Annotated in this window: 20 protein-coding genes; 14 read left to right on the plus strand and 6 right to left on the minus strand. The window is 53.9% G+C overall.

What is annotated here, in order from left to right:
* Nucleotides 1–2: 2 nt before the first annotated feature.
* Entirely contained in the window at nucleotides 3–1,148 is a 1,146-nt protein-coding gene (locus ABJI08_RS12245) for an ROK family transcriptional regulator (protein WP_348402238.1), read from the minus strand.
* Between the two features lie 332 nt (nucleotides 1,149–1,480).
* Here ABJI08_RS12245 and glgC point away from each other — a divergent pair, with 332 nt between their 5' ends.
* From glgC to glgB, 7 genes are read left to right on the plus strand one after another with little or no spacing between them, the layout of a single operon-like run.
* Nucleotides 1,481–2,737, plus strand: a complete 1,257-nt coding sequence (glgC, locus tag ABJI08_RS12250) for a glucose-1-phosphate adenylyltransferase (RefSeq protein WP_348402127.1) — start codon at nucleotides 1,481–1,483, stop codon at nucleotides 2,735–2,737.
* Nucleotides 2,738–2,742: 5 nt separating this feature from the next.
* Nucleotides 2,743–4,182, plus strand: a complete 1,440-nt coding sequence (gene glgA, locus ABJI08_RS12255) for a glycogen synthase GlgA (protein WP_348402128.1) — start codon at nucleotides 2,743–2,745, stop codon at nucleotides 4,180–4,182.
* 6 nt (nucleotides 4,183–4,188) lie between these two features.
* Complete coding sequence (gene glgX / locus ABJI08_RS12260) at nucleotides 4,189–6,288, plus strand: glycogen debranching protein GlgX (RefSeq protein WP_348402129.1); 2,100 nt, start codon at nucleotides 4,189–4,191, stop codon at nucleotides 6,286–6,288.
* The gene (gene malQ, locus ABJI08_RS12265) at nucleotides 6,285–8,276 is read left to right on the plus strand and encodes a 4-alpha-glucanotransferase (RefSeq protein WP_348402130.1); all 1,992 of its coding nucleotides are present in this window, start codon (nucleotides 6,285–6,287) and stop codon (nucleotides 8,274–8,276) included. The genes glgX and malQ overlap by 4 nt, the downstream gene beginning before the upstream one ends.
* Nucleotides 8,273–9,910: an alpha-D-glucose phosphate-specific phosphoglucomutase gene (locus tag ABJI08_RS12270; RefSeq protein ID WP_348402131.1), complete on the plus strand. Its 1,638-nt coding sequence runs from the start codon at nucleotides 8,273–8,275 to the stop codon at nucleotides 9,908–9,910. The genes malQ and ABJI08_RS12270 overlap by 4 nt, the downstream gene beginning before the upstream one ends.
* A 47-nt stretch (nucleotides 9,911–9,957) precedes the next feature.
* Complete coding sequence (locus ABJI08_RS12275; protein WP_348402132.1) at nucleotides 9,958–12,363, plus strand: glycogen/starch/alpha-glucan phosphorylase; 2,406 nt, start codon at nucleotides 9,958–9,960, stop codon at nucleotides 12,361–12,363.
* A 59-nt stretch (nucleotides 12,364–12,422) separates the two neighbouring features.
* Entirely contained in the window at nucleotides 12,423–14,585 is a 2,163-nt protein-coding gene (gene glgB / locus ABJI08_RS12280; RefSeq protein ID WP_348402239.1) for a 1,4-alpha-glucan branching protein GlgB, read from the plus strand.
* Between the two features lie 147 nt (nucleotides 14,586–14,732).
* On the opposite strand, the gene ABJI08_RS12285 is transcribed toward glgB, so the two are convergent.
* Nucleotides 14,733–15,728: an asparaginase gene (locus tag ABJI08_RS12285; RefSeq protein WP_348402133.1), complete on the minus strand. Its 996-nt coding sequence runs from the start codon at nucleotides 15,726–15,728 to the stop codon at nucleotides 14,733–14,735.
* Between the two features lie 167 nt (nucleotides 15,729–15,895).
* Between ABJI08_RS12285 and ABJI08_RS12290 the strand changes: the two genes are divergently transcribed.
* From ABJI08_RS12290 to ABJI08_RS12310, 5 genes are all read left to right on the plus strand, one after another.
* Nucleotides 15,896–16,429 carry an invasion associated locus B family protein gene (locus ABJI08_RS12290; RefSeq protein WP_348402134.1) on the plus strand — a complete coding sequence of 178 codons (534 nt, stop codon included), beginning with the start codon at nucleotides 15,896–15,898 and terminating at the stop codon, nucleotides 16,427–16,429.
* A 363-nt stretch (nucleotides 16,430–16,792) separates the two neighbouring features.
* On the plus strand, nucleotides 16,793–17,551 hold the full coding sequence (locus ABJI08_RS12295; RefSeq protein ID WP_348402135.1) for a Hint domain-containing protein: 759 nt from the start codon (nucleotides 16,793–16,795) through the stop codon (nucleotides 17,549–17,551).
* 85 nt (nucleotides 17,552–17,636) lie between these two features.
* Nucleotides 17,637–18,830 (plus strand): 23S rRNA (adenine(2503)-C(2))-methyltransferase RlmN, encoded by a 1,194-nt coding sequence (gene rlmN / locus ABJI08_RS12300; protein WP_348402136.1) that lies wholly within the window; start codon nucleotides 17,637–17,639, stop codon nucleotides 18,828–18,830.
* A gap of 66 nt (nucleotides 18,831–18,896) precedes the next feature.
* Nucleotides 18,897–19,280 (plus strand): phage holin family protein, encoded by a 384-nt coding sequence (locus ABJI08_RS12305; protein WP_348402137.1) that lies wholly within the window; start codon nucleotides 18,897–18,899, stop codon nucleotides 19,278–19,280.
* A 103-nt stretch (nucleotides 19,281–19,383) separates the two neighbouring features.
* The gene (locus ABJI08_RS12310; RefSeq protein WP_348402138.1) at nucleotides 19,384–19,593 is read left to right on the plus strand and encodes a hypothetical protein; all 210 of its coding nucleotides are present in this window, start codon (nucleotides 19,384–19,386) and stop codon (nucleotides 19,591–19,593) included.
* 53 nt (nucleotides 19,594–19,646) lie between these two features.
* On the opposite strand, the gene ABJI08_RS12315 is transcribed toward ABJI08_RS12310, so the two are convergent.
* A complete protein-coding gene (locus ABJI08_RS12315) occupies nucleotides 19,647–20,480 on the minus strand; it encodes a TIGR00730 family Rossman fold protein (RefSeq protein WP_348402139.1) in 834 nt (277 codons plus the stop codon).
* A 180-nt stretch (nucleotides 20,481–20,660) separates the two neighbouring features.
* Here ABJI08_RS12315 and dapD point away from each other — a divergent pair, with 180 nt between their 5' ends.
* Nucleotides 20,661–21,488 (plus strand): 2,3,4,5-tetrahydropyridine-2,6-dicarboxylate N-succinyltransferase, encoded by an 828-nt coding sequence (gene dapD, locus ABJI08_RS12320; protein ID WP_348402140.1) that lies wholly within the window; start codon nucleotides 20,661–20,663, stop codon nucleotides 21,486–21,488.
* A gap of 49 nt (nucleotides 21,489–21,537) precedes the next feature.
* Here dapD and ABJI08_RS12325 read toward each other — a convergent pair whose 3' ends face one another.
* Nucleotides 21,538–23,124 (minus strand): choice-of-anchor L domain-containing protein, encoded by a 1,587-nt coding sequence (locus ABJI08_RS12325; RefSeq protein WP_348402141.1) that lies wholly within the window; start codon nucleotides 23,122–23,124, stop codon nucleotides 21,538–21,540.
* Between the two features lie 346 nt (nucleotides 23,125–23,470).
* Between ABJI08_RS12325 and ABJI08_RS12330 the strand changes: the two genes are divergently transcribed.
* On the plus strand, nucleotides 23,471–23,833 hold the full coding sequence (locus tag ABJI08_RS12330; protein WP_348402142.1) for a hypothetical protein: 363 nt from the start codon (nucleotides 23,471–23,473) through the stop codon (nucleotides 23,831–23,833).
* Between the two features lie 9 nt (nucleotides 23,834–23,842).
* On the opposite strand, the gene ABJI08_RS12335 is transcribed toward ABJI08_RS12330, so the two are convergent.
* Nucleotides 23,843–24,940 carry a Hint domain-containing protein gene (locus tag ABJI08_RS12335; RefSeq protein ID WP_348402143.1) on the minus strand — a complete coding sequence of 366 codons (1,098 nt, stop codon included), beginning with the start codon at nucleotides 24,938–24,940 and terminating at the stop codon, nucleotides 23,843–23,845.
* 34 nt (nucleotides 24,941–24,974) lie between these two features.
* Nucleotides 24,975–26,537 (minus strand): choice-of-anchor L domain-containing protein, encoded by a 1,563-nt coding sequence (locus ABJI08_RS12340; RefSeq protein ID WP_348402144.1) that lies wholly within the window; start codon nucleotides 26,535–26,537, stop codon nucleotides 24,975–24,977.
* Between the last annotated feature and the right edge of the window lie 292 nt (nucleotides 26,538–26,829).

The following is a 26,829-nucleotide window of genomic DNA, read 5'->3' on the forward strand; positions in this document are numbered from 1 at the left end:
TCTTAACCTTTCAAGAAAGCATTGCGGTCTACAAGAAACCGCTCTGACAGGGGCAGGCTTGCAGCACCCAAAGACCGCGCATCTGGTCCGATCGTTCCTTCACGAACGCTCGGGGCTTCGATACCGGCCAGAGATATTTCGCCAAGTTGGTGATTGATGCGGGCGACAAGTTTGGTACGAACTGTAACGGGCAACCAACCATCCACAACGACACATTCAAAATCGATTACACAGGCGGATGAGAGAACTGTAAGCGCCAAACCGGCGGCCGCTTCGACCAACCATGAATCCAAAACATCCTCGGGTAAATCCCAACTGCCGGGCGCTTCCCATATCATGTCGCCATCATACCCGCCGGACTGCAGCGCAGTTTCCAACGCAGCCAATGATGCAGCATCTACAAGTTGGCGCGGGCTATCACCCAAGCCCGCGATAGGCATCGATCCAAGTGCGGCAGCGTTCCCGGTGCGCCCAGTGTAAAGCACATTGTCCAACACCATTCCACCGCCAACGAAATACCCAACAAAAAAGTACAAGAAGTCCCGCGGCTTTTCCTGATCGCCAAATACCAGCTCAGCACCACAAGCAGCTGACGCGTCATTGCTAAGAAGCACGGGAAAGTCCCAGTTTTTTCCGATTTCGTCAGAAATTGTCCGGTCGCGCCAACCCGACATTTCTCCATAGTCTACGCTAAATTGACGGACCCAATCCCAGAGCCGAAAGGGCATCGCAATGCCAAGCCCGGACACACGGTCGCGCCCACCTTCGGGCAAATCATCAAGCATTTGGCCAATAGCTGTATTTGCAAATGCGACAACCCCGTCTGGCGTCGGGAACCGGTATTTTTTCGACACTTGCTGAACAACACGGCCCAGAAAATCTGTCAGGATCAAATCCACACCACGTCGCCCGACTTTTAGACCAAAGAAGTATGCACCGGCTCCAGTCAGATCCATCGGGACAGATGGCTGCCCTACCTTGCCCCGGACAGGTTCACCTTTTTGCAAAAGACCGTCGGCTTCAAGAGATCGCATTATAACGGATACAGTCTGAGCTGACAGGCCTGTCATCTTTGCAATGCTGGCTTTGGGCAACGCGCCGGACTGGCGGATCAGCGACAGAACAAGACGTTCATTATACGCACGCATACCACTTTGGTTCGACCCGCGAGACAAGCGGCTCGTGACTCCTGCCACCTGTTCTGCTTTCAATGCATGTTCCATAGCGCCGTCGTCAACTTTCATTTTCGCCAGTGCTGTTTTTCAGATTCACGCCCACCTGTCAATAAATAAATCATTGTGATTTATTTATTGACAGGTGGCGGTGGAATCGTGTTTTAGGGGGCAAGGCTCCGGGGGACTGGTCCTTTGGTTCACGATGAGTTGCGTGAATCGCAAAAAAGAGCTACGAGCGGCACATATTTTGTTAGCGCTATCATAAATACTAGAGGTCCTGATGACCTAACCTTGGAGAAACTGAGATGACTGTATCCACACATCAACTGGCTCGCGAGACAATGGCATTTGTTCTTGCAGGCGGTCGCGGAAGCCGACTGAAAGAATTAACTGATGTTCGCGCCAAACCGGCTGTGTATTTCGGCGGCAAGGCTCGTATTATCGACTTTGCTTTGTCCAACGCAGTTAATTCCGGCATTCGCCGGATCGGTGTGGCCACTCAGTACAAGGCGCACAGCCTTATTCGCCACTTGCAACGTGGCTGGAGCTTTTTCCGGGCTGAGCGTAATGAATCGCTCGATATTTTGCCCGCGTCTCAGCGTGTCGAAAAAGGTCACTGGTATTTGGGCACTGCGGATGCCGTTACGCAAAACATCGACATTATCGAAGGCTATGCTCCGAAATACATTCTGATCCTGGCGGGTGACCATATCTACAAGCAGGATTACTCGCTGATGCTGAAACAGCATGTCGAAACCGGCGCGGATGTCACTGTTGGCTGCATTGAGGTTCCACGTGAGGAAGCCAAGGCCTATGGCGTGATGGCGGTAAATGAAAGCGACCTGATCCTGGACTTCGTAGAAAAGCCCGAAAACCCACCCCATATGCCGGGCGACGAGACGCAAGCCCTCGCCAGTATGGGTATTTACGTCTTCAAGACTGATTTTCTGATCGAATTGCTGAAAAAGGATGCCGAGTCCGAAACCTCAGAGCACGATTTTGGCAATGATATCATTCCAGCGTTGGTTGCTCAGGGGCGCGCCTACGCTCATCCATTTAGCCGGTCCTGTGTCACTAGCTCGAAAGAGCAAAAACCCTATTGGCGCGATGTTGGAACGATCGATGCCTTTTGGCAGGCCAACATCGACCTGACCGATTTCGAACCTGAATTGGATCTCTATGACCAATCATGGCCGATCTGGACCTATGCCGAAATCACACCGCCTGCCAAATTCATCCACGATGAGAAAGATCGCCGGGGAATGGCAATTTCTTCAATGGTTTCAGGTGGATGCATCATTTCTGGCTCTCGGTTGAACGATTGCCTGTTACACACCGGCGTGCGCGCAAACTCGTACTCTGAGTTGTCAGGCGTCGTCGCCATGCCATACGCTAACATTGGTCGCGGCGCACGTCTAACAAATGTGGTCATTGATCGTGCCGTCCAGATTCCTGCCGACCTCGTTGTTGGCGAAGACCCTGAGCTTGACGCCAAGCGGTTTCAGCGTACTGACAACGGCATCTGCCTCATCACCCAAGATATGATTGATCGTTTAGACTAATGACTATGAAAATCCTTTCCGTTGCGTCCGAATGCGCGCCATTCATCAAAACCGGGGGGCTGGCGGATGTCGTCGGAGCCCTGGCCAAAGTGCTTGGCGATCACGCTATTGAATGTCGAGTTCTTTTACCGCTTTACCGTCAGATTGCGCATCTGGTGGAAGGTGCAGAACAGGTATTCGAGTCGGAAACGAGGTTCGGCGGCTCGGTTCGGGTTCTCGCCAAGCGCGAGGCCGGGATTGACTTACTGCTGGTTGATGCACCGCACCTTTATGATCGTGCGGGTCAGATTTACCTGAACGAACAGGGTGTGGATTGGGCTGACAATCATCTTCGGTTTGGGCTGCTCAGCTGGATTGGCGCCCGGATCGCGGACAAAGGCATCGCAGGCTGGCGTCCGGACGTGATCCATGCCCATGATTGGCAGGCCGGTCTAGTACCCGTTTATGCGCGACAGTTTCCTAATGCCACCCAACCATGCGTGATTACGATCCACAATATCGCGTTTCAGGGTATCTTTCCGGCCACGACGATCGGTGCTTTGGACCTTGATCCAATGGGCTTTACTCAAGACGGGTTTGAGTATTTCGAAAAGATCAGTTTCCTTAAAGGCGGGCTGATGTATGCAAACCAGATCACAACGGTTAGCCCAACTTATGCGGACGAGCTTTTGACTGATGAATTCGGTATGGGTCTTCAGGGCGTGTTGAATGCGCGCCGGGACGTGCTGACTGGCATATTAAACGGTATCGACACCACAGTTTGGAATCCGGAAACCGACCCTGCACTGGCGCAAAACTATTCTTCGCGTACTCTTGCGAAAAAGTTAGCTAATAAACGTGCCCTTTTGGAGCGGTTTAACCTGTCCGGCAACACGTCCGCCCCGCTATTTTCAGTCATCAGCCGCCTGTCGGAACAAAAGGGTTTGGACATCGCGCTGCGGGTTCTACCCGATATATTGGACAGCGGCGCACGGTTCGTTCTCCTCGGGTCTGGCAGTGCTGATCTGGAACGCGGGTTTCTGGAACTGGCCAAACGTTACCCCGGTAAAGTTGGTGTGGAAATCGGTTTTGACGAAGACCTCGCACATCTCGTTCAGGCCGGCGCCGATGCGACACTCGTCCCCTCCCGGTTTGAGCCTTGCGGCCTGACGCAACTCTGCGCCATGCGTTACGGAACCTTGCCGATTGTGTCAAAAACCGGTGGTCTGGCGGACACGGTCATTGATGCCAACGAAGCCGCGCTTGCTGCAAAATGCGCGACCGGTTTCAATTTTGCGCCGGTAACCTCGGAAAAACTAGGCGACGCACTTAACCGCGCTATGGCGCTGTATGAGAATAAAACGCACTGGCAAAAATCTGTGCGCAACGCGATGAAACACCCTGTTAGTTGGGAGAGTTCGGCCGCCCGTTTTGCAGAACTTTTCCAGGACCTGAGCGAGCGATAATACAAGATGCAACAGATCCCCTTCTGTTATAGTATCGGTGCCGGAGAGCACACGACCCTTGGTGCCGTTTACAACGGCCAAGGAGTTAATTTTGCTGTGTTTTCTGAGAACGCCACCAAGATTGAACTGTGCTTGTTCAGCCACGATGGTGCACGTGAACTTACCCGGCTGACCCTGCCTGAGCGTACCGGTCCAGTTTGGCATGGCTATGTGCCTGGCCTGAAACCCGGCGCGCTTTACGGGTATCGTGTGCACGGTCCGTATGAGCCCTACAAAGGGCATCGTTTTAATCCGCAAAAGCTTTTGGCTGATCCCTACTCGCGGTCTTACAACGGCGATTGGACTGCGGTGGAAGAAACACTGGGATATGACCGCACCCTTTCAGAGACGGATGACCAACCTTGCCAGATTGACAGCGCTCCTTTTGTGCCAAAGTCTGTCGTGCCGGAAATCGAAACCGCTTGGAAAGGTGCACCCTCGCCCCGCCGCTCGTGGTCAGACACGGTCATTTACGAAGCGCATGTCAAAGGTCTGACCCAACTGCACCCGGACATTCCGGAGCCCCTTAGGGGCACTTATGAGGCTCTCGGCACCGCGCCTGTAATCGATCACCTGAAAGATCTCGGCGTGACCGCGTTGGAATTGATGCCAATCCATGCCTTTCTGGACGATGGATTTCTGTTGGACCGCGGCCTGACAAACTATTGGGGTTACAACACAGTTGGGTTCTTTGCGCTGGAATCTCGTTACTTCGGTCCCAATGGAGCCGACGGGTTTCGAAAGGCCGTCAGTAACCTCCATGAGGCCGGAATCGAGGTCATTCTGGACGTCGTCTATAACCACACAGCTGAAGGCGATCAGCGGGGGCCGACCCTTTCGTTTCGCGGGCTGGACAATGCGGTCTATTACCACCTTCAGGCCAACCAATCTCAGTATTACGTCAATGATACCGGATGTGGAAACACGGTAAACGTAAGTCATCCGTTTTGTTTGCGCATGATACTGGATTCATTGCGCTATTGGGTCACGAATATGGGGATCGATGGATTCCGATTTGATCTGGCAACCACACTGGGACGCGAACCACATGGATTTGACCTTTACGGCGGGTTCTTTGATGCCATCCGACAAGATCCGGTTCTCAGCAAATGTAAGCTGATTGCAGAACCATGGGACATCGGTCCCGGTGGATACCAGCTCGGTGGTTTTCCGGCTGATTGGGCGGAGTGGAACGACAAATTTCGCGACACGTCCCGTAAATTCTGGCGTGGCGATGCGCATTCTGCGCAAGATCTGGCTGGCAACTTTCTGGGCACGGCGTCTGTCTTTGACTATCCGGGTCGCAAAACATTTAGTTCGATCAATTTCGTCGCTGCGCATGATGGTTTCACACTGGCGGATACCACCCGGTACCGGGAAAAGCATAACGAAGCGAACGGTGAAAATGGCGCGGATGGCCACGGGCACAATTGCTCTGACAATTGCGGGACCGAAGGTGACACAACCGATCCGGCCATATTGGACCGGCGAGCGCTAAGAGCACGCAATCTGTTGGCAACAGTCTTCCTGTCTCAAGGCACTCCGATGTTGCTGGCCGGTGACGAGCTGGGCCGCAGCCAGCGAGGCAACAACAACACCTATTGTCAGGACAATCAGACCAGCTGGATCGCTTGGGATACCGCCGATCAGGACCTGCTTGCGTTTGTCCGCAAACTTATTGCCATTCGACGCGAAACGCCGGTTTTGCGGCAAGGCTGGTTCCTGCACAGCCGTCTGAGAGAAGACGGGTTTCAGGACGCTATCTGGTCCAATCTGGAAGGTGGCGCGTTGAACTGGCGCGACCCGATGCTGGACGGCTTCTGCCTGCAGTTGCGCGGAGCCGCCGAAGCCCCTCTTTCTGATGGGGGCACTGCCATGATTGTGGTCAATGGCAGCGACTCCAAAAGACGCCTTGCCCTGACTTCTCCTGGCTCGGAATTCCGATGGGAATGCGCCTTGGATACAGCCAAGCCCAAGACCGCGCCATTCCTTGTCAAAGACGCCAATCACCAACACATAGCACCGCACTCTGTGATGCTGTTTGTCGGCAAGAAGGTGGCGCTATGACAGACTGGATTTCTGATCTTTGCCATCATGTCGGTATTGGTGCCGAATATGGTGGATTTGACGGCCAGACAATTGCGGTATCCCAGGACACCCGGCTCGCCGTGTTGCGTGCGCTTGGATACAATGTGTCCACTGAAGGGGACGCTCAGAATCAACTCAACTTCCTTCGCAACAAGGATGCACAGCGCCCTGCCCCCCCTGAAGTCATTATCCCTGCAGGACAAAGCACCATTGTCCCGGTTTCCAGACACGTTGATTGGGTTGTCGAGGCAGAGACTAGCCAAACAGTTTTGGCAAGCGGAACGTCGGACCAAAGCATTGCCTTGCCCAAATTGCCCTTGGGCATTCACCGCCTGGTTCTGAGGTCTGGAGCTGATGAGTGGGTTACTTGGATATTGGCACACCCGACCAAATCAACCACACTGGCCGACCACAGCGGACATGACCGTGCCTGGGGTGTTACCGCGCCGCTTTATGGTCTGACCAACGGAAACAACGCCGAAATCGGAACCTATCCTTATCTGGGCGAATATGCAGCCGCGATGGCCGGGCATGGCGCTGATTTCCTTGGCATTAACCCGATACATGCGATGGGCCAAACACGCCCTGAAAACGTGATCAGCCCGTATTCTCCCAGCCATCGGGAATTTCTAAACACGTGGCATGTGGCAGCGCCGAACGCTTCGCGGCGGCTCAGGTCACCGGATCAATCCGCCCCTGGCTTGATCAACTATCCGGCGGCTCTGACTGCCAACGACAAGGCACTTGCGACTGAATACGCCCAGTTTCTGGACTTGCCCGAAACGGCAACGGACAAACGCGACTTTGTCAGTTTTTGCCAGACCAAGGGGAAGGCCCTGGACGACTATGCCCTGTTCGAGGTCCTTGCGAGCCAGTTTGGACCGGACTGGCGCAACTGGCCTGCGGAATACCGTAACCGCCATGACAAAACGCTTGCCCGGTTCCTGCCTGAACATACGAACGATCTATCCTTCCACAAATGGGCGCAATGGTTGGCGGCGCGCCAACTCGCGGATGCCCAAATACAGGCCATCGATGGTGGAATGCGGATTGGCATTTACCTTGATCTAGCCGTTGGCCCCCGGTTGGGTGGCGCCGAAACGTGGGTTGAAGGCACATCTCTTGTGACCGGTGCCACGCTCGGTGCGCCCCCAGATCCATTGGGGCCTTCCGGCCAAAGCTGGGGTTTGGCGCCGCAATCGCCCAGACTGTGTCGGGAACAAGGATATGCCGGGTTCTCACGTCTTTTGCAGGCGGTCATGCGGCATGCCGGAATGATCCGAATTGACCATATTCTGGGCTTGATGCGCAGTTTCTGGATTCCTGATGGCGGCACAGAAGGTGCCTATGTCTCTTATCCGGTGGACGCGCTGCTGGCTGTCGTCGCGATTGAAAGCGCGCGCAACCGTACAATTGTCATTGGCGAGGATTTGGGTCTTGTCCCTGAAGGTCTGCGTGAAAAGCTGGCGGTCTATGGGATTTACGGGCTCGATGTCCTGCAATACATGCGAAACGACGCTGGCGGTTTCACCGATACAGCAAAAGCCCGTACAAAGGCGATCTGTGCCTTTGCAACCCACGACACCCCTACGATCAATGGCTTTTTCGCGGCCGAGGATGCTCGTTTGCAGATGCAATTTGGCGCAATGACCCCGGACAGTTTTGAACAAATCCAAACAGACCGTCAAAAGGCTCACAATTCACTTGGCGACGTTTCGCCCATTTGCGCAATCCACAAAAGGTTGGCCAACGCCAACTCTGAACTGGTGGCTGTGCAGCTCGACGACGTCGCAGAAAGAAAAGAGCAGCAAAACCTGCCCGGAACAATCGACGAATATCCAAACTGGCAACAGGCCGTAACATTTTCCTCAAACGACATTCGCAATTCCCCCGCATTTGCCAAGCTCGGACTTGAAATGCGCGCCGAAGGTCGAACAAACACTGACAAAATCGGAGAAGGACCATGACCTTCCAAACCGTTCAAACAGCCCCCATTGAGGGCCAGAAACCCGGCACATCAGGATTGCGCAAGAAAACTGCCGTTTTCCGCCAGCCCGGGTATCTTGAGAACTTTGTGCAATGTATTTTTGATGGCACCGGTGGCGCCGCAGGGAAAACCTATGTGGTTGGCGGCGACGGGCGTTTCTTTAACCCCGAAGCGATCGCGGTCATCATTCGTATGGCAGTGGCCAACGGAGCGGCACGATTGATCGTAGGCCAAAATGGCATCCTGTCTACTCCAGCGGTTTCTAACCTGATCCGCAAGAACAATACCGATGGCGGCATCATCCTGTCAGCCAGCCACAATCCGGGCGGCGAAAACGGCGACTTTGGGGTTAAATTCAACGCCGAAAATGGCGGCCCTGCCCCAGAGAAAATCACTGACGAGATTTTTGCCCGTACATTGAATATTTCGGAATACAAAATTGCGGACGCGGCCGATTGCGATATTGGCACCATTGGCAGCACGCAGATCGGTAAGACCCGGATCGACGTAATCGATCCCGTGGACGACTACGAAGAAGTGATGCAGGAGTTGTTTGACTTTGACGCGATCCGCCAGATGTTCACAGGCGGATTCCGCGTTTGTTTTGACGCCATGCACGCGGTAACCGGACCCTATGCGAAGCGCATTCTGGAGGGCACGTTAGGGGCAACTCCCGGATCCGTCATCAACGCAGTTCCAAGCCCTGATTTTGGCGGCGGGCACCCCGATCCCAACCCGGTTTGGGCCAGCGAACTGGTCGCTATCATGGAAGGCGACAACGCTCCCGACTTTGGCGCAGCATCAGATGGCGACGGCGATCGAAATATGTGCATCGGCAAAGGAAAGGATGGCTTCGTTTCACCCTCTGATAGCCTCGCAATGCTGACGGCTTATGCGCATCTATGCCCGGCTTATTCAGGTGGATTACTTGGCGTAGCGCGCTCGATGCCAACCAGCCAGGCGGTCGACATCGTGGCGGAACGGCTTAGCATTCCGTGTTTTGAGACCCCCACGGGCTGGAAATTCTTTGGCAACCTTCTGGACGCGCAAAAAGCCACACTTTGTGGCGAAGAAAGCGCTGGCACCGGGTCGAGCCATATTCGCGAAAAAGACGGGCTTTGGGCCGTGCTGGCATGGTTGAACATTCTGGCGCGTGACGGGCGCGACATCATTCAGTTGCGGCAAGATCACTGGCGCAGCTTTGGGCGCAACTATTATTCCCGCCACGATTATGAAGAGATCCCGTCAGATGACGCCGAAGCGCTGATGAAAGCGCTGCGCGCTCAACTGCCTTCTCTTCCGAGAACCACCGCAGGCAGCATGACCATCACCGATGCAGACGATTTTGCGTATCACGATCCGGTCGACGGCAGCCTGACAGAACACCAAGGCGTACGCATTAGCTTTGACGGCGGTTCTCGCGTGGTGATGCGCTTGTCCGGTACCGGAACACAGGGTGCCACGCTGCGCGTCTATCTTGAGCGCTTTGTCGACTCATCCGGTGACCACAGCGAGGACGTACAAAACGCATTGGCACCAGTCATCGAGGCTGCTGAAATCATTTCAGAAATCACCAAACACACCGGCCGGAGCAAAGCGGACATCATCACTTGATGATCCGGTCCCGCTAACCCCACGGAAAGAATATGACGGACAAGACCATGAAAGATTTTAATGACACTGGCTCGCTTGCGGGTTCGATCGAATTTCACCTGGCCCACACAGTTGGCAAAACGCCTGACGCGGCCTCTAATTCTGACTGGCGTCTCGCGCTGTCACGCGCTGTACGCGACAAGCTTATCGATCCCTGGTTCGAAGCCACACGTCGGACCTATAAGCAGGATCGCAAGCGGGTTTACTACCTGTCGATGGAGTTTCTGCTGGGCCGCATTCTTGAGGACGCGGTCAATAACCTCGGGCTCGAAGAAAAAGCCACGGCGGCGCTTGCCGCTCATGGCGTAAACTTCAACGATGTTATGCAAGACGAACCAGACGCAGCGCTTGGCAATGGCGGTCTTGGCCGTCTGGCAGCGTGTTTCCTTGATTCCCTGTCCTGCCTTGGCATTCCCGCCTATGGATACGGCATCAGATACGCGCATGGATTGTTCAAACAATCGTTTGACGACGGGCGCCAGATCGAGGTGGCCGAGGATTGGTTACGTCATCAGCACAACTGGGAATTTGAACGCGCAGAATGCGTTTACGACATCGGTTTTGGCGGGCACGTAACGGAAAAAGGATCGCGGGCGGTTTGGACGTCTTCTGATCAGGTGATGGCACAAGCCTATGACACGCCAATTCCGGGGTGGCAGGCCAGCTGGACCAATACATTGCGGTTGTGGTCAGCTAAGCCAAAGAAAATCTTTGACCTCGAACCCTTCAATCGTGGCGAATATATGGAAGCCGCTGCTCCGGAAGTTCTGGCAGAAACCATCAGCCGGGTTCTCTATCCGGATGACAGCACCGAAATCGGCAAGGCTCTGCGGCTGAAGCAGGAATACTTCTTTACCGCTGCGTCTTTGCAGGATTTGCTGCGACGCTTCCTGAACCATAACGGTGATTTGCGGGCCTTGCCGTCCAAAGTCGCCATCCAAATGAACGACACGCATCCTGCCATCGCCGGGCCCGAGTTGATCAGGCTGTTGATTGACGGTCATGGTTTTGAGTTTGATGACGCGTTTGATATAGCTCAGGGCACGCTGAACTACACCAACCACACATTGCTGCCAGAAGCGCTGGAAACCTGGGACACCCAGCTGATGTCCGAGACGCTGCCGCGCCACATGCAGTTGATTGAGCGTGTTGATGATCGTCTGGCACGGGATGCCAGGGCGTCAAACGTCGGCTCCGCGCCTCGGATTGTCGAGAATGAAAAAGTTAACATGGGCACGCTGGCCTTTACCTGTGCCAACAAGGTCAACGGCGTTTCAGCTTTGCACACGGACTTGATGAAACAGACTGTGTTCAGCGACCTTCACCAAGTCTATCCCAACCGTATCCTGAACCAGACCAACGGTGTCACGCCACGTCGCTGGTTGCACAGTTGTAATGAAGGCTTGCGTAACCTTCTGAATGAAAAAATCGGAACCGAGTGGGTTTGCGATCTTGAGCAACTGGAGAAAATTGCACCTCTCGCGGATGATGCGGAATTCCGGGATCGTTTCATGGCGATCAAGCGGGACAACAAGCAAAAGCTGGCGACCTGGATCAAAGAAACCATGGATATCGACGTATCGGTCGACGCCATGTTCGATGTTCAGATCAAGCGTATTCACGAATATAAACGTCAGCTGATGAACGCTTTGGAAACGGCAGCGCTTGCCAATGCCATCCGTCGCAATCCCGATGCCGACTGGACACCGCGCGTCAAAATCTTTGGGGGCAAAGCCGCCCCTGCGTATCTGGACGCCAAAAACATTATTCGGTTGATCAATGACATCGCCGTTTCGGTGAACAACGACCCGGTGATCGGGGATCGTTTGAAAGTGGTTTATCCGCCAAACTATAACGTCTCGATGGCTGAAATCCTGATCCCATCGGCCGACTTGTCCGAGCAGATTTCAACTGCGGGTAAAGAGGCCTCGGGAACAGGCAATATGAAGTTTGCTCTCAACGGGGCTGTCACTGTCGGGACGCTTGATGGCGCCAACGTTGAAATCGCCGAACATGTCGGCCCGGATAACATCTATATTTTCGGTATGACGGCGGACCAAGTGCAAGACGCGCGAGACGGCTATGTAACGCAAAACTACATAGATCAAAGCCCGATCCTGACTGAGGTCATTAACCAGATCCGCGACGGTTTCTATTCCCCGGAAGAGACAACGCGCCACTGGCCAGTGCTCGAAAAACTGTTGCGTGACGACTACTTCATGGTCGCCGCAGATTTCGATGCCTACTGGAAGGCACAGCGCAAAGTCGACAAGGGCTTTGCCGACAAAGACGCCTGGGCCCGCATGGCCGTTCTCAACACTGCACTGTCAGGTTGGTTTTCGTCGGATCGCACCATTCAAAGCTACGCCGACGAAATCTGGGGCGTGGACTCATTATCCGGAGCCAGAAAATGACAAAAATTGCTTATGTTCCTGCATTTGGTTCAGCAACTGGCGAAGCATTGCTGAACGGCATGATGACGGATCCGTTTTCCGTTCTTGGACCGCACTTAAACGGGCGTCGCTGGAGCGTGACAGCCCTGATGCCGGGCGCAGAAAGCGTTGAGGTCATCAATGGAAAGACCAACAAGGTCGAGGCTGTTCTGAACCGTCTGGATGGTCGCGGCTTGTTTTCCGGCTATGTCCGTAAACCCGTTGCAACCGGCCCCTACCGGTTGCGCGCGCGCAATGCCGACGCCGAATGGGAACAGGACGACGCGTATCGGTTTGCGCAGGTTCTTGGCGATATGGACGAATACCTGATTGCCGAAGGAACACATCTGGGATTGTGGGAACGCCTCGGCGCACATCCGATGACCCATCAAGGTACAAAAGGTGTGCAGTTTGCAGTCTGGGCACCAGCCGCATCCCGGGTTTCCGTTGTTGGGGAATTCAACCAATGGGATGGTCGGTGTCATGTCATGCGTGCCCGTGGTTCCACCGGCATCTGGGAAATTTTCATCCCTGATCTGACCGTTGGTTGCATGTACAAATATGAAATCCGCGACCAGTCGCACACGACACTGCCTCTGAAGGCTGACCCAATGGGATTTGGCGCCGAGCATCCTCCGTCGACAGCGTCGGTTGTACGTGATCTGCGCGATTTTGAGTGGAGCGATGATGATTGGATGGCGAATCGCGCCAGCCGAAATCGCCACGACCAACCGGTTTCGACTTACGAAGTGCATCTGGGATCGTGGCGTCGCAAGGTTGAAGACGGCAACCGCGCGCTCAGCTATCTGGAATTTGCGACCGAGTTGGTCGACTATGTGCGCGACATGGGCTTTACTCATATCGAGCTGATGCCGATCTCAGAATTCCCGTTTGACGGCTCATGGGGCTATCAGCCCATCGGCCTGTTCGCACCGACAATTCGCTATGGGACACCGGATGAATTCCGACAGTTCGTAAATGCCTGCCACCTTGCCGGGCTTGGTGTGCTGCTGGATTGGGTACCGGGGCATTTCCCGACCGATGAACACGGGTTGGGGAAATTCGACGGCACCGCACTTTATGAGCACGCCGATCCCAGAGAAGGATTCCATCAGGATTGGAACACCCTGATCTACAATTACGGCCGCCGCGAAGTGCAGAACTTCCTGTGTGCCAACGCGCTGTATTGGATCCGCGAATTCCACATCGACGGGCTGCGCGTTGATGCAGTCGCGTCGATGCTGTATCGGGATTATTCGCGCAAAGACGGCGAATGGGTTCCAAACAAACATGGCGGCCGCGAAAACCTGGAAGCCATCGAGTTTCTGAAGCGCACCAACGAACTGGTCTATAATGCCGATGCTGGCGTGATGATGGTTGCCGAGGAAAGCACGTCCTTCCCCGGTGTCAGCAAACCGACCGATCAGGGAGGGCTGGGCTTTGGCTTCAAATGGAATATGGGCTGGATGAATGACACGCTGGATTACATCCAGCGCGACCCAATTCATCGTTCCCATCACCATCACCAAATGACCTTTGGCCTGACCTATGCCTTTTCGGAAAACTTCGTGCTGCCAATCAGCCACGATGAGGTGGTGCATGGCAAAGGCTCGATGTTGGAGAAAATGCCGGGTGACGGCTTTGACCAGTTTGCCTGCCTTCGGGCCTATTACGGGTTCATGTGGGGACATCCCGGCAAAAAGCTGCTGTTCATGGGACAGGAGTTCGCCCAGGGATCTGAATGGAACCACAATCAGTCATTGGACTGGCACTTGCTGGACCACCCCAGCCACAGCGGCATGCAAAACTGGGTACGTGCACTGAACCAGACCTACGCACAAAATCCGACACTTTATTCGACGGATTGTGACGCCTCAGGGTTCTATTGGCTTGAGGTCGATCAGGCTGATCTGTCAGTCTATGCGTGGGTCCGTCAGGGTAAAAACGGCAAAGACCCGATTATCGTTGTGAGCAACTTCACACCCGCGCCACGCACCGGTTACCGCCTGGGCGTGCCCAACGATGGCACTTGGGAAGTGATCCTTAACAGCGACGCCGCCGAATATGGCGGATCGGGGCACAACCTTGCGCAATCTTGCGAAAGCGAAGGTATCGCATGGAGCAATCAGTCCCAGTCGATTTGCTTTGACCTGCCGGGCAACTCTACCCTGTTTCTGCGGCAACGAAAATCGAATGACGCATAGTTACAGTCTGGCTCAGGACTGCGCTATAGAAACGACTTCGTGAACGATTCAAGACCGGCCTCATTGGCCGGTTTTTCCCACTAAAGGATGAGTGCCGCAGGCATAGTATTAATACCCAATTGAATTATTGCGACTTCCGCACGCTGATCAAAGAAATCCGGAGGCGCATTTCATAACTCCGCAACGGATATCACGTCGGTTGGTAATCGGTGCGTTCACATAGCGCTGTGTGGTCGGGTGTGCTGAATCCAGAACTCCAAGTTTAGTCAAAATGGACGCAATCGCCGCTTCGGCGGCAATGGTCGTGCCATCTGTGACTTTCAAAGCCACACCAAGTTTCTGCTCGGGCAGCATAGCCACAAAATACGCCTCAGCGCCCGTCTTTACAGCCACGGTGTGCCCCATAGCACGCATCAGGTTCGTGCACGCACGCCCCTCGCCAGCGACAAATTCGGGATGCGCCGCCATCGCGTTACGTAATCGTGCAGCAGCGGTCTGACGGATTCCCTGCCCTTCACGGGCAGCTGCGAAAAATGCCATAGCGCGGGCCATGCCGTGCAAAGTGGCAGCCAAATTCGGGGCCGAACAACCATCAATCGCAAAACCAGGACTGGTCGCTCCTGTGACATCTTCGAAAGCCTCTCGCACAGCAATCTGTACCGGGTGGTCCGGGTCGATGTATTCGGGATCCCCCCCAAGTTGTTGCGACACGGTCAGAAAACCGCAGTGCTTTCCCGAACAGTTATTGTGCACCTGACAAGGCGAGCGCCCTTCCCGGATCAAAGCGTCACGGGCTGGAATGTCGGCGGGCTCCTGAGAACCACAACGCAGATCTGACTCGCTCAGCCCTAATGCGTCGAGCCATTTGTTCGCCATGTCGGAATGGATGACTGCTCCGTTATGAGACGCACATGCAAACGCCAGATTTTGATCTGTAAGACCAAGCTTATCAGCTGCGCCGCTTTCAATCAAAGGCAACGCCTGAATCATTTTTGACGAGCTGCGTGGTAATACAACAGCGTCAGGATCACCCCACGCATGCAGGATGTCGCCAGAGGCATCACAGACCACCGCGTGGCCAAAATGTGTGTTCTCCAGAAAATCTCCGCGCCAGATTTCTGTCATAAGGACCGGTTGTGCCATGATTTCTCACTTTTTTGCAGGCAATTTTGTGCCAACAGGTCTTTCACACTGTCGACATATTAGGCTAGACTGTGAAGATCGGGATAGAAATGTCCAGCCCAGTAAAAAAGGCGCAAAGCCGTGGGGTAGGACGATTGAGGCACAAGACAGCTTGGAGGCTGTGTATTATGGGATCACGTTTCGTGAGCGCGGTTGGTTCGGCATGTTTGTCGCTTGTGGCATTTGCTGTGCACGCACAGGACGTCAGCGAAAATCAAGTCGCTGCAATGACTGACTGGAGTGTTTTTGAACACAAAGAGGGCGACAAGCGCGAATGCTGGGCCGTCAGCACCGCCAAGGAAAGCGTCAATACCAAAGGGGGCCGCGTTGTTGCCGTTCGCCGCAGTGATATTCTTTTGATGGTCAGCTTCCTTCCACATATGAAAGTGGCTGGTCAACTGGGCTTTACCGGTGGGTATCCCTTTGCCAGCGGGTCCAACGTAAATGTCGACATTGATGGAAATACATTTGCCATGATCACCGAAGGTGAGTGGGCATGGCCCGCGTCATCCGGCGACGATGCCAAAATCATCGCAGCTATGAAACGCGGCACCAAGGCCAAGCTGTCAGCCCGATCATCGCGCAACACCCAGACCGAAGACTCGTTTTCGCTATTGGGATTTACCGCCGCAGTTGAAGACGCAGAAAAGCGTTGTAAGTAGCAATCTTCGCCATTTCGGCGAGAAAGACCCCTGCCAGGGTCTAAGACAGCCACATCGTCACATGGGGGAAACAGGCCGGATACACCGGTCTGCGTTCAGACATGTGGAGGCACGACAATGCCAGACCCAAGACTTACTGAGATAAAGTACCGCGGTACCGCGAATGACGACTTTATTGAAACGTCAATCGCGGCTGGAACAGATGTTTCGAATACTCAGATTGTTGTGTACCATTCAAACGGAACAGTGCGGTCAACAAATACCATCGGTTCATTTGAAGGTACGCAGTTTGGTCAAGACGTTTACTCGCTGGGCGCAGGTGTTCATCGCTTTGGCGCAGTCGCTCTTGTCCAGGACGGTGTGGTGATCGATTTTGTGTCATTTGACCGGGCAGTCACTGCCAATGGCGGACCGGCCGACGGGATGACGTCAACCCAGATCGGGTCGACGGGTAACAATCAAAATGAGTCCATTCAACTAGACGAAGACGGTAATTGGGTCTCCGGCCCAATCAATGAAGGCACTATTCCCTGCTTTCTCGTCGGAACAAAAATCGCCACCAAACGTGGTGAAGTCGCCGTAGAAGAACTGCGCCCCGGAGACATGGTGGTCGTTCGCGACGGCGGATTGGCACCCATACGGTGGATAGGATCTTACACCGCCACCGCGCGTGGCTCCGCTTTTGAAAAGAGCGCGCCTATCCGTATTCCCCGCGGCGCCATGGGCCGCGGTGTTCCAACGCGGGATCTGTACGTGTCACCGAACCATCGGGTCTGGATGCGGGACGCCAGTTTTGAAGTATTGTTTGACGACCGTGAAGTGTTGGTCCCCGCCAAGCAACTGGTCGGTTGGAAAGGTATCGAACAGGTCTCTTACGTCCCGCAGCCCGAGTATTTTCACATCCTTTTCGATAGGCATCAAATCATCATCTCTGACGGCATGCAAACCGAGAGCTTTCACCCGGGCGAATTAACCTTTGATCAGTTCGAAAATGAAACGCGCGACGAGCTACTACGTTTGTTTCCAGAGTTGATCGAACTTGCCGCCCATGGCGTCACCGCGCGGCGGTGTCTAAAAACACACGAAGCACAATTGGCGGTGCGCACGAAATGGGTCGCCTGACCAGGCCGCCTACCCTCGTTTTGTTTGCTTTTGAGGCCAAATGGTGTAAGGCACCCCTCTATTTCCTAGCCCGGACACCATAACCATGACCGCCAGCGCCCCCGTCACGCAGGATGTGATGACCATTCCCCGCAAGCTGCCCGAAGGTGGCAAAATCAATCTCGTGGGTTTGACCCGGGATGGTTTGCGCGCAGTGCTGATTGAAAACGGCACTGCTGAAAAACAAGCCAAAATGCGGACAAACCAGATTTGGCAGTGGATGTACCAATGGGGTGTGCGTGATTTTCATGCGATGACCAATCTTTCCAAAGCTTATCGTGCCGAACTGGACGAAAAATTCTGCGTCGATATTCCCGAGACGATCAGCCGCCAGGTCAGTGAGGATGGTACTCGGAAATACCTGGTGCGCATTGCTGGCGGTCACGAGGTGGAAGTTGTCTATATTCCTGAAACCGACCGGGGTACATTGTGTGTCTCATCTCAAGTTGGATGCACGCTGACATGTTCCTTCTGTCACACAGGCACACAAAAGCTGGTACGTAATCTGACCGCAGGCGAAATTATTGGTCAGGTTATGATGGCCCGTGACGATCTGGATGAATGGCCTCAACCCGGGGTCAGCACTGCGGATGCGCCACCTCGGCTCATTTCAAATATTGTGCTGATGGGCATGGGAGAACCCCTTTATAATTTTGACAATGTACGCGACGCTATGAATATTGCGATGGATGGCGAAGGTATTTCGCTAAGCCGTCGCCGGATTACATTGTCGACCAGTGGCGTCGTTCCGGAAATTGCCAGAACCGCCGAAGAAATTGGATGTATGTTGGCAATTTCGTTCCACGCAACAACAGATGACGTGCGCGACAAACTGGTTCCAATCAACAAGAAATGGAACATCAAAGAGTTGCTCGACGCGCTGCGCGCCTATCCCAGCCTGTCTAATTCCGAACGGATCACGTTTGAATATGTGATGCTGAAAGATGTAAATGACAGCGACGCCGACGCGCGCCGATTGGTCAAGCTGATTGCAGGCATCCCTGCCAAGATTAATCTGATACCATTCAACGAATGGCCCGGATCACCTTATGAGCGCAGTTCCGGGAACAGAATCAAGGCGTTTTCGGACATCATTTATAATGCTGGTTACGCCAGCCCGATCCGCAAACCGCGCGGCGAAGACATTATGGCCGCATGTGGTCAGCTTAAGTCAGCAACTGAACGAGCGCGTAAATCACGCAAGCAAATTGATGCTGAAGCGGGGCTAGACGGCAGCTGAAAACAGTTGTGCATGATCACTAAACCCAATTCAGGTGGAAACTGAACACAACGAAGGATCAACAAAATGCCACGGTTCGTTATATCGAGCGCCGCCCATTTGATCGCCAACGCTGTTGGTCTTTTACTGGCGGCATTGTTGTTAGAAGGTTTTTCAATCGGACCGATGGCGTTGGTCATTGTTACCGTGATTTTTACTATCGTACTGATGATCATCACGCCGATTATTCGCAAAATCTCGGAAAAGAACTTACCTTCTCTACTGGGCGGGCTCTCGCTCGTGACTATTTTCGTCGGCCTGATGGTAACACAACCGTTTGTATCCGGGTTTACGATTGGAGGAACGGCAAATCTCCTGGCAGCTACATTGCTCGTGTGGCTTGGCGCTTTGATTGCCGGGATACTGTTGCCGAAATTCGTATTCAAATCGCTAACTGTTGCAAAAAAGTAAACAATCTTCAGGCCTGCCCAAAACTTTCCTTAATCAAGCGCTAATTGCGCCCCGTTCAACAGTCAGTTTCCAAAGCGTCAACAACGCATAGGAGGACTGACACATGGCACATGCAGATATCGGAGGCGCAGTAATTGACGCGCCAGTACTGGACCTGCTTAAGCGCGAACGCTCAAAAGCACTGAGCATGCGGGAATGGAAATTTCGTCTGGCCGGGTATGGCTTTGCAATCAAAGACGTGGCTGGCGCACAAATGGTGACTAAACTGCCACAAGGAACCGAGCTGGGCGTTTTACCAAGCGCAATCCACTAGAATCCGCCCTGATGGCCCGGCACAAAGACGCCGGGCCAAGGCGATCGAAGTATTCAGCGCCCGGGAATTTCACCACGGCGCCCACAATCTCCCCAATTGTCGATGACATCAATTGCTTCTTCGGCAGTTTCGACAAAGCGAAATAAATCCAGATCATCAGCAGAGATCGTGCCAGCATCGGCCAGCGCATCCCAATTGATAATCTTTTCCCAGAACTCTCGGCCAAACAGCAAGAACGGAACGCACTCCATGCGCCCGGTCTGGATCAGAGTGAGTGCTTCAAACATCTCATCCATGGTGCCGAACCCACCGGGGAACACACAAATCGCCCGCGCGCGCATCAGGAAATGCATCTTGCGGATCGCGAAATAGTGGAAGTTAAAACAAAGTTCCGGCGTCACATATTCATTCGGCGCCTGCTCGTGTGGCAATACGATATTAAGACCAATGGACTTTCCACCGGCATCCATCGCACCGCGATTGGCGGCCTCCATCACACCGGGGCCGCCGCCTGACACAATCACATTTTCGCGCCCATTGCTGGCTTGGGTAATCAACCGCGAAAATTTGCGGGCCTCCTCGTAGAATTCAGTCAATCCAGCAAGCGTTTCAGTGCGCGCAGTCGCCTTGTTGACAGGATCAGGGATGCGGGCACCACCGAACAGAACAATTGTGCTTTCAATACCGTGCTCATCAAGAACCAACTGTGGTTTCAGCAATTCGAGCTGAAGCCGCACAGGGCGCAATTCTTCTCGACACAGGAAATCATCATCTGCAAAGGCCAGGCGATAGGCCGGCGATCGTGTTTGCGGCGTGTCGGGAACATCTTTTGCTGCGGTGCGATCGCTGTGGGCATCCGCAAGCGGGTGAAGGCGGTCATCTCTCATATAGCGCGTCCTCGGATAAGATTTCTCTTAGAGGTATCGCCTTTGTTCCGCGGGCGCCAGTGACAGGATCGCGAGGCCCTTTGTCGTTGTTGTAACCGATCAGAGCGCTTTGCGAGGGTGACGCCGACGCGCGTTGCCGCTATGTAAGCCCGAATCCTCTTTCATCGGAGCCAAAAGCACATGTCGAACGCCCTACTGGAACAAGCAATCGAAGCCGCGTGGGACGCGCGCGATACCATCACACCGTCGACCGGCGGGGAAACCCGCGAGGCCATCGAAGCCACGCTGAATGCACTGGACGCAGGCAAACTTCGCGTCGCCGAAAGACAAGACAACGGTGACTGGCATGTGAACCAGTGGGCCAAAAAGGCCGTGCTGTTGGGTTTCCGACTGAAGGACATGGAAATTCAGGACAACGGCCCACAAGGCAGCGGCTGGTGGGACAAGGTCGACAGTAAGTTCAAAGGCTGGGGTGAGAACAAATGGCGTGATGCCGGGTTCCGCGCCGTGCCAAACTGTATCGTGCGCAAATCTGCCTTTATTGCGCCCGGTGTTGTCTTGATGCCGTCATTTGTAAACCTCGGCGCCTATGTGGACGAAGGCACCATGGTCGATACATGGGCGACTGTGGGGAGTTGTGCCCAGATTGGCAAAAACGTGCACCTTTCCGGCGGCGTCGGTATTGGCGGCGTGTTGGAACCAATGCAGGCCGGACCGACAATTATTGAAGACAATTGCTTCATCGGCGCACGCTCTGAGGTCGTTGAGGGATGTATTGTACGCGAAGGTTCTGTGCTAGGGATGGGCGTATTCATCGGGCAATCAACAAAGATTGTGGACCGCGAAACCGGCGAAGTGATGTACGGTGAAGTGCCGCCCTACTCGGTGGTTGTCGCAGGATCGATGCCCTCGAAGAACGGAGTAAACCTGTATTGCGCCGTGATCGTCAAACGCGTCGATGAGCGCACTCGTTCTAAAACTGGCATCAACGAGTTGCTGCGCGACTGATTGCTATCAAACTCTTTTCAGGGCGCGCCTATATGACCGGCGCGCCTTTTCATGCGGTCCTGATAAGAGCCTCAGCCTCGTACTTGCGCAACGAAACACGCGCGGCGGGACCAAACCCATACCCCATCATCGCATCCATATTTGGCATCAGTCGTAAAATCTCTTCGCGCGTTTCTGCATCAAAACAATCAATGGTTTCTCGCCCCGGATGATAGCTTTCGCTGTCCATGCCGTTGCCACGCACAATTTGATGACGATCAAATAGCAAATGTACATAAGTGACCGGAGCGCCATTTTCGCGAATTGAAATGGTCGAGCCATTCACCAGATCCTTGGCTTTGACCAAGACCTCCGATTCTCCGAAAAGAAGCGCCGCTTTTTGCGAATGGAATAACACCCGATGATTGGGAGAGTATTCTACGGCATCGTGATTGCCCAGAGCGCCAGCCTCAAACCGGACAGGAGCGTCGCGCCCCATGGCGAGGCGAGACGTTTTGCCAGTCCAACGCAAAGGTTGGAACCCATTGTCGCGGGTCAAGACCATCTGGCCTGGCACAAGGTCTTCAACCAGAACCATTCCGGTCTTGGTTACAATCTCAGTGCCTGACACGAAACAAGGTGTCGTCGCCTCACTCGTTTCCAACGACACAAATCCAACATCCGAATTTCCGTCGTCATCTTCGACCGTGTAAGTGAAAACATTGGTGCCCACATCCTCGTCGGTTTCAACGGTGATTGTTCCGTCGGCGTTCAACGTGATGATCTCGCCGGTTGGCAAGGCGACACTATCCCCGGCGAATACTGACTGACCGTTGATCGCAGTAATCGTCAACGTGCCGGGTTCGCCGGATTGATCGTTGGCGAGGATGTCAAAGGTATCTGTGCCCTGAGCGCCAAGCGAGATGTCGTCGTCCCCGGCAACAAGCGCAGTTTGAACGGAATCCCCGGCAATCATCAGATTGCTGTCGTAACTCCGATCGCCACCGTCGGCGATGGCGATTTTGATCGTGTTGGTCTCCCCGGGTTCCACCGGCGCCTTGAGCGTCAGAGTGACCGTAAACCCGTCCATTTCGGTATTGGCCACTTCCGCAGATGCCGGGTTATCGACATACAAATTCGAGTTTGATGTGTCGTTGATGTTGTTGATCGTAATGTCACCATCACCCACAGTCAGTTCTGCCTGAACACCATTAACCCATATGCCCACCGCGTCATTGAAGCCGGAATCGACGTATTCCAGATATTCCTCAGACGAAAACACCACTTGCATCGTTAGTGTGCTGCCATCGGGCACAAATTCGGCCTCGAACACGGCGGCGTCGTACGTGGTCACGCCAGAGATGTCGTCCAGATCATCATCGCCTGCCGTTCGCATGCGCCCGGTCGTGTTGGAAGCTGAGTTTGCGTCGCCTGAACTGTTGGTAATCGACGTGGCCCGCCCGGTTGACAGAATTACACCGGTATCAGATGGCGTGACATTAGCGGCAACTGAGTCGCCATCGCTGTAGATGCCGGACGACTGGTCAGCGCCTGTATAAGACGCAGATGATATTTGAATACCTGAACCGAACATCGCTTCGGCCATTTCCATTGCGCTTGCGGATGTATCGATTGGCAGTTCCGACGCTGTTGGCATCTCTGTTCCCCTTTCCGATTACCTTCATCATTCGTCGAGGACCTATGATCAGGTGCCTCTGTTATCTGTTGAATCGCCGTCATATTCTTCGGTGAAAGAACCGCCAAAATTCCCCGGCACCAGTGGCCAGAAATTTCCCCCGGGAAAGCAGCTGCTGGACATGAAGTGAATTCTGCTTGCCTAGAATGTGTTCTGAAACGCGAATACCGTTCCCAAAAGGAATAGGCACCGAGGGTTTCCAACTGGTGTTCACCGCGAAGTTTACTGTCAGCAATTCAAAACAAATTCGCCCGGCTCGCAGACCCAAGGTTGACCTGGGAACAACGGTCGCGATAAGGGCTGCGGTATGGAAAAGCCCAAAAAGAAATCCCGCCAACAGGTCTACACTCTGTTGGTTCAGGTTGGACGCAAAGATGGCGACGGATTGCCAGACACGGCGACTGGTGGCGCCCTGATGATCTATGCCAGCGGTGTGGACGAAGCAGAAGCGGTGCGCGAGACCGTTGCAATACTTAAGCAGGCTGACCTGAACCCTCTGGATGTGACTGGGTATGGCACATTGCAGGAACGTCAGGCGCAGGGGCACGAAATAGATGACGCTGAACGCGCATTGATGGACCGCGCCCTGGCTGAAAACTCAGTTGTCGTTGCCCAGTTGACGCCATTCTTCCATGGCGAGGAAAGCGAAGGCGAAACGCCTGAACACTGATGCTGAATGTCAGGCCGCTGCGCGCTGTGCCGCAAGGGTCAACGCTTCAAACTCGCCCAGAACCGGAAATGCTGTTAAAGCGTGTTCAGGCAACTCTCTGCGCGGCATATTGCAATACAGGCTCGCCCGCAATATTTCAGGTTTACGGCGAATTCGACCGATATTTAGCGTCTCTACATAATTGCCCGCGCACAGGACCGCTTCGTGTTCGGGCAATAACAGTTGGCAGTAAGTTATCAGCAAATCACCCGTACGCTTCAAAGCCGCCTTACCGTGCAAGAGATGCCCGGATGGCACAAGAACCTGTTCGGAGCCAAAGGTATATTCGACACGCGACCCACCGATCACCAATTGTTGGGCCGGCGCAACAATGATGTCACTTGTCAGCCCAAAATACGGAGATCGTAGCTGTACAGGAGCAAATAGCCCCGCAGCCGGCACGGTTCTTTTTAGCGTTGCCAATATGGGCACAAACCCGCCATCCAAAGTTTGGACAACGTCGCCGCGTTGCAGCGCACCTACTGGCCGATACCCCATATTTGTCATGACCGATGTCGTTGGGGCCAGAGTTGGCATTGCGCCAATGGGTTCGACACGGTCTGAGACTGCCAAAAACGAGACGTCTGGCGCAAAGACACAAGATTTGTCATTGCTGGTCATGGTTTGAACATCTGATAAACTGAGCGGCATCACGTCAGTAATTTCACGAAGCGCAATCCGGCTTCGCCCCGGAAGTTCGACGACCAAGCGCCCTCTATTCGCACTCAAGTCCCAACTGTAAGTGATACGCAACGTGTCTGTGCGTCCGCCCGCGTCTAGATTGACGGCCGCATGAAACGTCTCGGATCCACGGTTGATGACAAGCACTATGCCGCCTCCGGGGAGCGCCTGCAGCGTCAGTTGGCAACCCGATCGGTTATGCGCTTGATACCCAACCAACAATTGAGGCTTGTCATAGGGCGACACTTGCGTTTCCAATACAATACTGCCGCGTCTCATCGGACGCTCTAACGCGCCACACAGATCGGGTGATGACCGGCCCAATTGCGCCAGCCCGTCTGCGCGGAACAGCGCACGGGTCCGGTCAATTAGAGCGATCCAACTCATGTTTTTTGCTTCTCGAGTGCCACGCCGCGTCCCCTCAGGCCGCCGCCGCAAGTGTGGCGAATGTATTTGCTTCGTACCGTTTCAAACCACGCCGCGCCATGGGTCCGTATCCAAGCCCCGTTTCTGGATCAAGCTCCGGAAATATCGAACAAATTTCCGCGACGATTTCCGGCTCAAACGACTCGGCTGTTTGCGGACCCGGTAGATAGCTTTCGGTGGTGAGTTTTTCCGAAAAGACGATTTGGTGATCATCAAACAGAATGTGGAAGTAGTCGACCCAACCTCCAGGTTGACGGCGAACCGAGCAATCATTCACAAGATCGCGTGCCGCCACAAGAATCTCGTCTTCGCCGAACAAAAGTTGTGCCCAAGCATTAGTGATCAAAACACGGTGAAGCGGAGATAACGATAGATCTCTGTGTTCTCCAAACGTACCCGCAGTGATCTGGATCGGAGCAAACTCACCTTCGGCTCGCACGGTACGTTTACCAACCCAGCGGATCGGTTGCGGGCCATGGTCAAGTGTATCTACCAAGTCTCCCGCATTCAGGTATTCGATAGGAACTTCTCCGTTTGGCGTGCTGATCAACGTACCGGACACAAAACAAGGCGCCTGGTTGACGGAGACAAAACCAACATCCGTATTCCCGTTTCCGTCGTCAATTGTATACGTAAAGTTGACAATTTCTTCGTCGCTGTCTGCATCGATTGTGACCGTCCCGTCGGCATTCAACGTAATGCTCTGACCATTGGCCAAAACGATTGGCACACCTACAACAGCCAGCTGTCCATTGACATGCGTAATCGTAAGCGTGCCGGTTCCTGTATCGTTACTCAGGAGGTCAACTGTTTTTGACGCGTCTGGATTGATGTTGACGGTATCTGTATTGGCAATCAGCGCAGTCTGAACGGACCCGCCTGCGATCAACAATGATGAGTCATAACTGCTGTCTGACACATCCGCGATCGCAAATCGAATGGTGTTCAATTCTCCATCGTTGACCGGGATCGTCAACGTCATGGTCAGCGTGAAGCCATCCATCTCGGTGTTGTAGGCACCACCGGTATTATCAATAAACAGGCTTTGGTTCTCGCCATCATTGATATTGCCGGGGTCAACTTCACCATTGCCGATTTCCATTGGCACGGTCACACCATTGATCGTGACGGCTACAAAATCTTGATAGATGGAGTTGACGTATTCAGGATACTCGTCAGAAGCAAAAACGAATTGCATCGTCATCGTGTCGCCCGTGGGAATGAAATCTACCGTAAGAAAAGACGCATCATATGTGTTCGTCCCGGCAAGTGCATTGAGTTCCGAATTATTATCTGCACCGTTCGTGTCGGTTGATTGGCCACTTTCCTGATTGTTACCACCATTTCGATTGGAAAAATCGCGGGCACGACCGGTTGAAAGAATCACACCGCTGTCTCCGGGCGTTACGCCGGGCGATACCGAGTCTCCGTTGGTATAAATTCCCGATGAAGAATTACTACCGGTATAAGTCGCAGATTCGACCTGTACACCGTCACCGAAAATTTCGTTCGCCATATCTTCAGCACTGGCGTTTGTGCTCACTGGTAATCTAGGCATACCGCTCGTACCCCAATTGGTCGGGGCAGATCACACCAGCAGGGCCGGGTTTATCCCGGTTCCTTTGCGGATATCGGCAATGCAAGCGTCGTTGCGCCTGTAATGCGATAACGGCCTATTTGTGGCCGAACTGCCGTTTGACCTGCCTCGGTCTTGTTATTGAGGCCAGATAAACATGAAAAAGCGCCGTCTGTTAAGGGGTTTAGACAAAAATGTGATATTTGATGGGCGGAATTGTGGCTTTCCCGCAATGCCCGGCTGTGCGACAAACACACAAAACGCCATCAAGCCG

The organism is Shimia sp. (assembly GCF_039969785.1).
Lineage (GTDB): Bacteria > Pseudomonadota > Alphaproteobacteria > Rhodobacterales > Rhodobacteraceae > Shimia.

What these genes read in the sequence shown, in the direction of transcription:
- ABJI08_RS12315 (WP_348402139.1), bottom strand. Translation starts at nt 20,480, where the DNA reads ATGAGAGATGACCGCCTTCACCCGCTTGCGGATGCCCACAGCGATCGC.
- ABJI08_RS12275 (WP_348402132.1), top strand. Translation starts at nt 9,958, where the DNA reads ATGAAAGATTTTAATGACACTGGCTCGCTTGCGGGTTCGATCGAATTT.
- ABJI08_RS12270 (WP_348402131.1), top strand. Translation starts at nt 8,273, where the DNA reads ATGACCTTCCAAACCGTTCAAACAGCCCCCATTGAGGGCCAGAAACCC.
- ABJI08_RS12290 (WP_348402134.1), top strand. Translation starts at nt 15,896, where the DNA reads ATGGGATCACGTTTCGTGAGCGCGGTTGGTTCGGCATGTTTGTCGCTT.
- ABJI08_RS12325 (WP_348402141.1), bottom strand. Translation starts at nt 23,124, where the DNA reads ATGCCAACAGCGTCGGAACTGCCAATCGATACATCCGCAAGCGCAATG.
- ABJI08_RS12310 (WP_348402138.1), top strand. Translation starts at nt 19,384, where the DNA reads ATGGCACATGCAGATATCGGAGGCGCAGTAATTGACGCGCCAGTACTG.
- ABJI08_RS12335 (WP_348402143.1), bottom strand. Translation starts at nt 24,940, where the DNA reads ATGAGTTGGATCGCTCTAATTGACCGGACCCGTGCGCTGTTCCGCGCA.
- glgA (WP_348402128.1), top strand. Translation starts at nt 2,743, where the DNA reads ATGAAAATCCTTTCCGTTGCGTCCGAATGCGCGCCATTCATCAAAACC.
- dapD (WP_348402140.1), top strand. Translation starts at nt 20,661, where the DNA reads ATGTCGAACGCCCTACTGGAACAAGCAATCGAAGCCGCGTGGGACGCG.
- glgB (WP_348402239.1), top strand. Translation starts at nt 12,423, where the DNA reads ATGATGACGGATCCGTTTTCCGTTCTTGGACCGCACTTAAACGGGCGT.
- ABJI08_RS12285 (WP_348402133.1), bottom strand. Translation starts at nt 15,728, where the DNA reads ATGGCACAACCGGTCCTTATGACAGAAATCTGGCGCGGAGATTTTCTG.
- ABJI08_RS12305 (WP_348402137.1), top strand. Translation starts at nt 18,897, where the DNA reads ATGCCACGGTTCGTTATATCGAGCGCCGCCCATTTGATCGCCAACGCT.
- ABJI08_RS12245 (WP_348402238.1), bottom strand. Translation starts at nt 1,148, where the DNA reads ATGCGTGCGTATAATGAACGTCTTGTTCTGTCGCTGATCCGCCAGTCC.
- rlmN (WP_348402136.1), top strand. Translation starts at nt 17,637, where the DNA reads ATGACCGCCAGCGCCCCCGTCACGCAGGATGTGATGACCATTCCCCGC.
- ABJI08_RS12330 (WP_348402142.1), top strand. Translation starts at nt 23,471, where the DNA reads ATGGAAAAGCCCAAAAAGAAATCCCGCCAACAGGTCTACACTCTGTTG.
- glgX (WP_348402129.1), top strand. Translation starts at nt 4,189, where the DNA reads ATGCAACAGATCCCCTTCTGTTATAGTATCGGTGCCGGAGAGCACACG.
- glgC (WP_348402127.1), top strand. Translation starts at nt 1,481, where the DNA reads ATGACTGTATCCACACATCAACTGGCTCGCGAGACAATGGCATTTGTT.
- malQ (WP_348402130.1), top strand. Translation starts at nt 6,285, where the DNA reads ATGACAGACTGGATTTCTGATCTTTGCCATCATGTCGGTATTGGTGCC.
- ABJI08_RS12340 (WP_348402144.1), bottom strand. Translation starts at nt 26,537, where the DNA reads ATGCCTAGATTACCAGTGAGCACAAACGCCAGTGCTGAAGATATGGCG.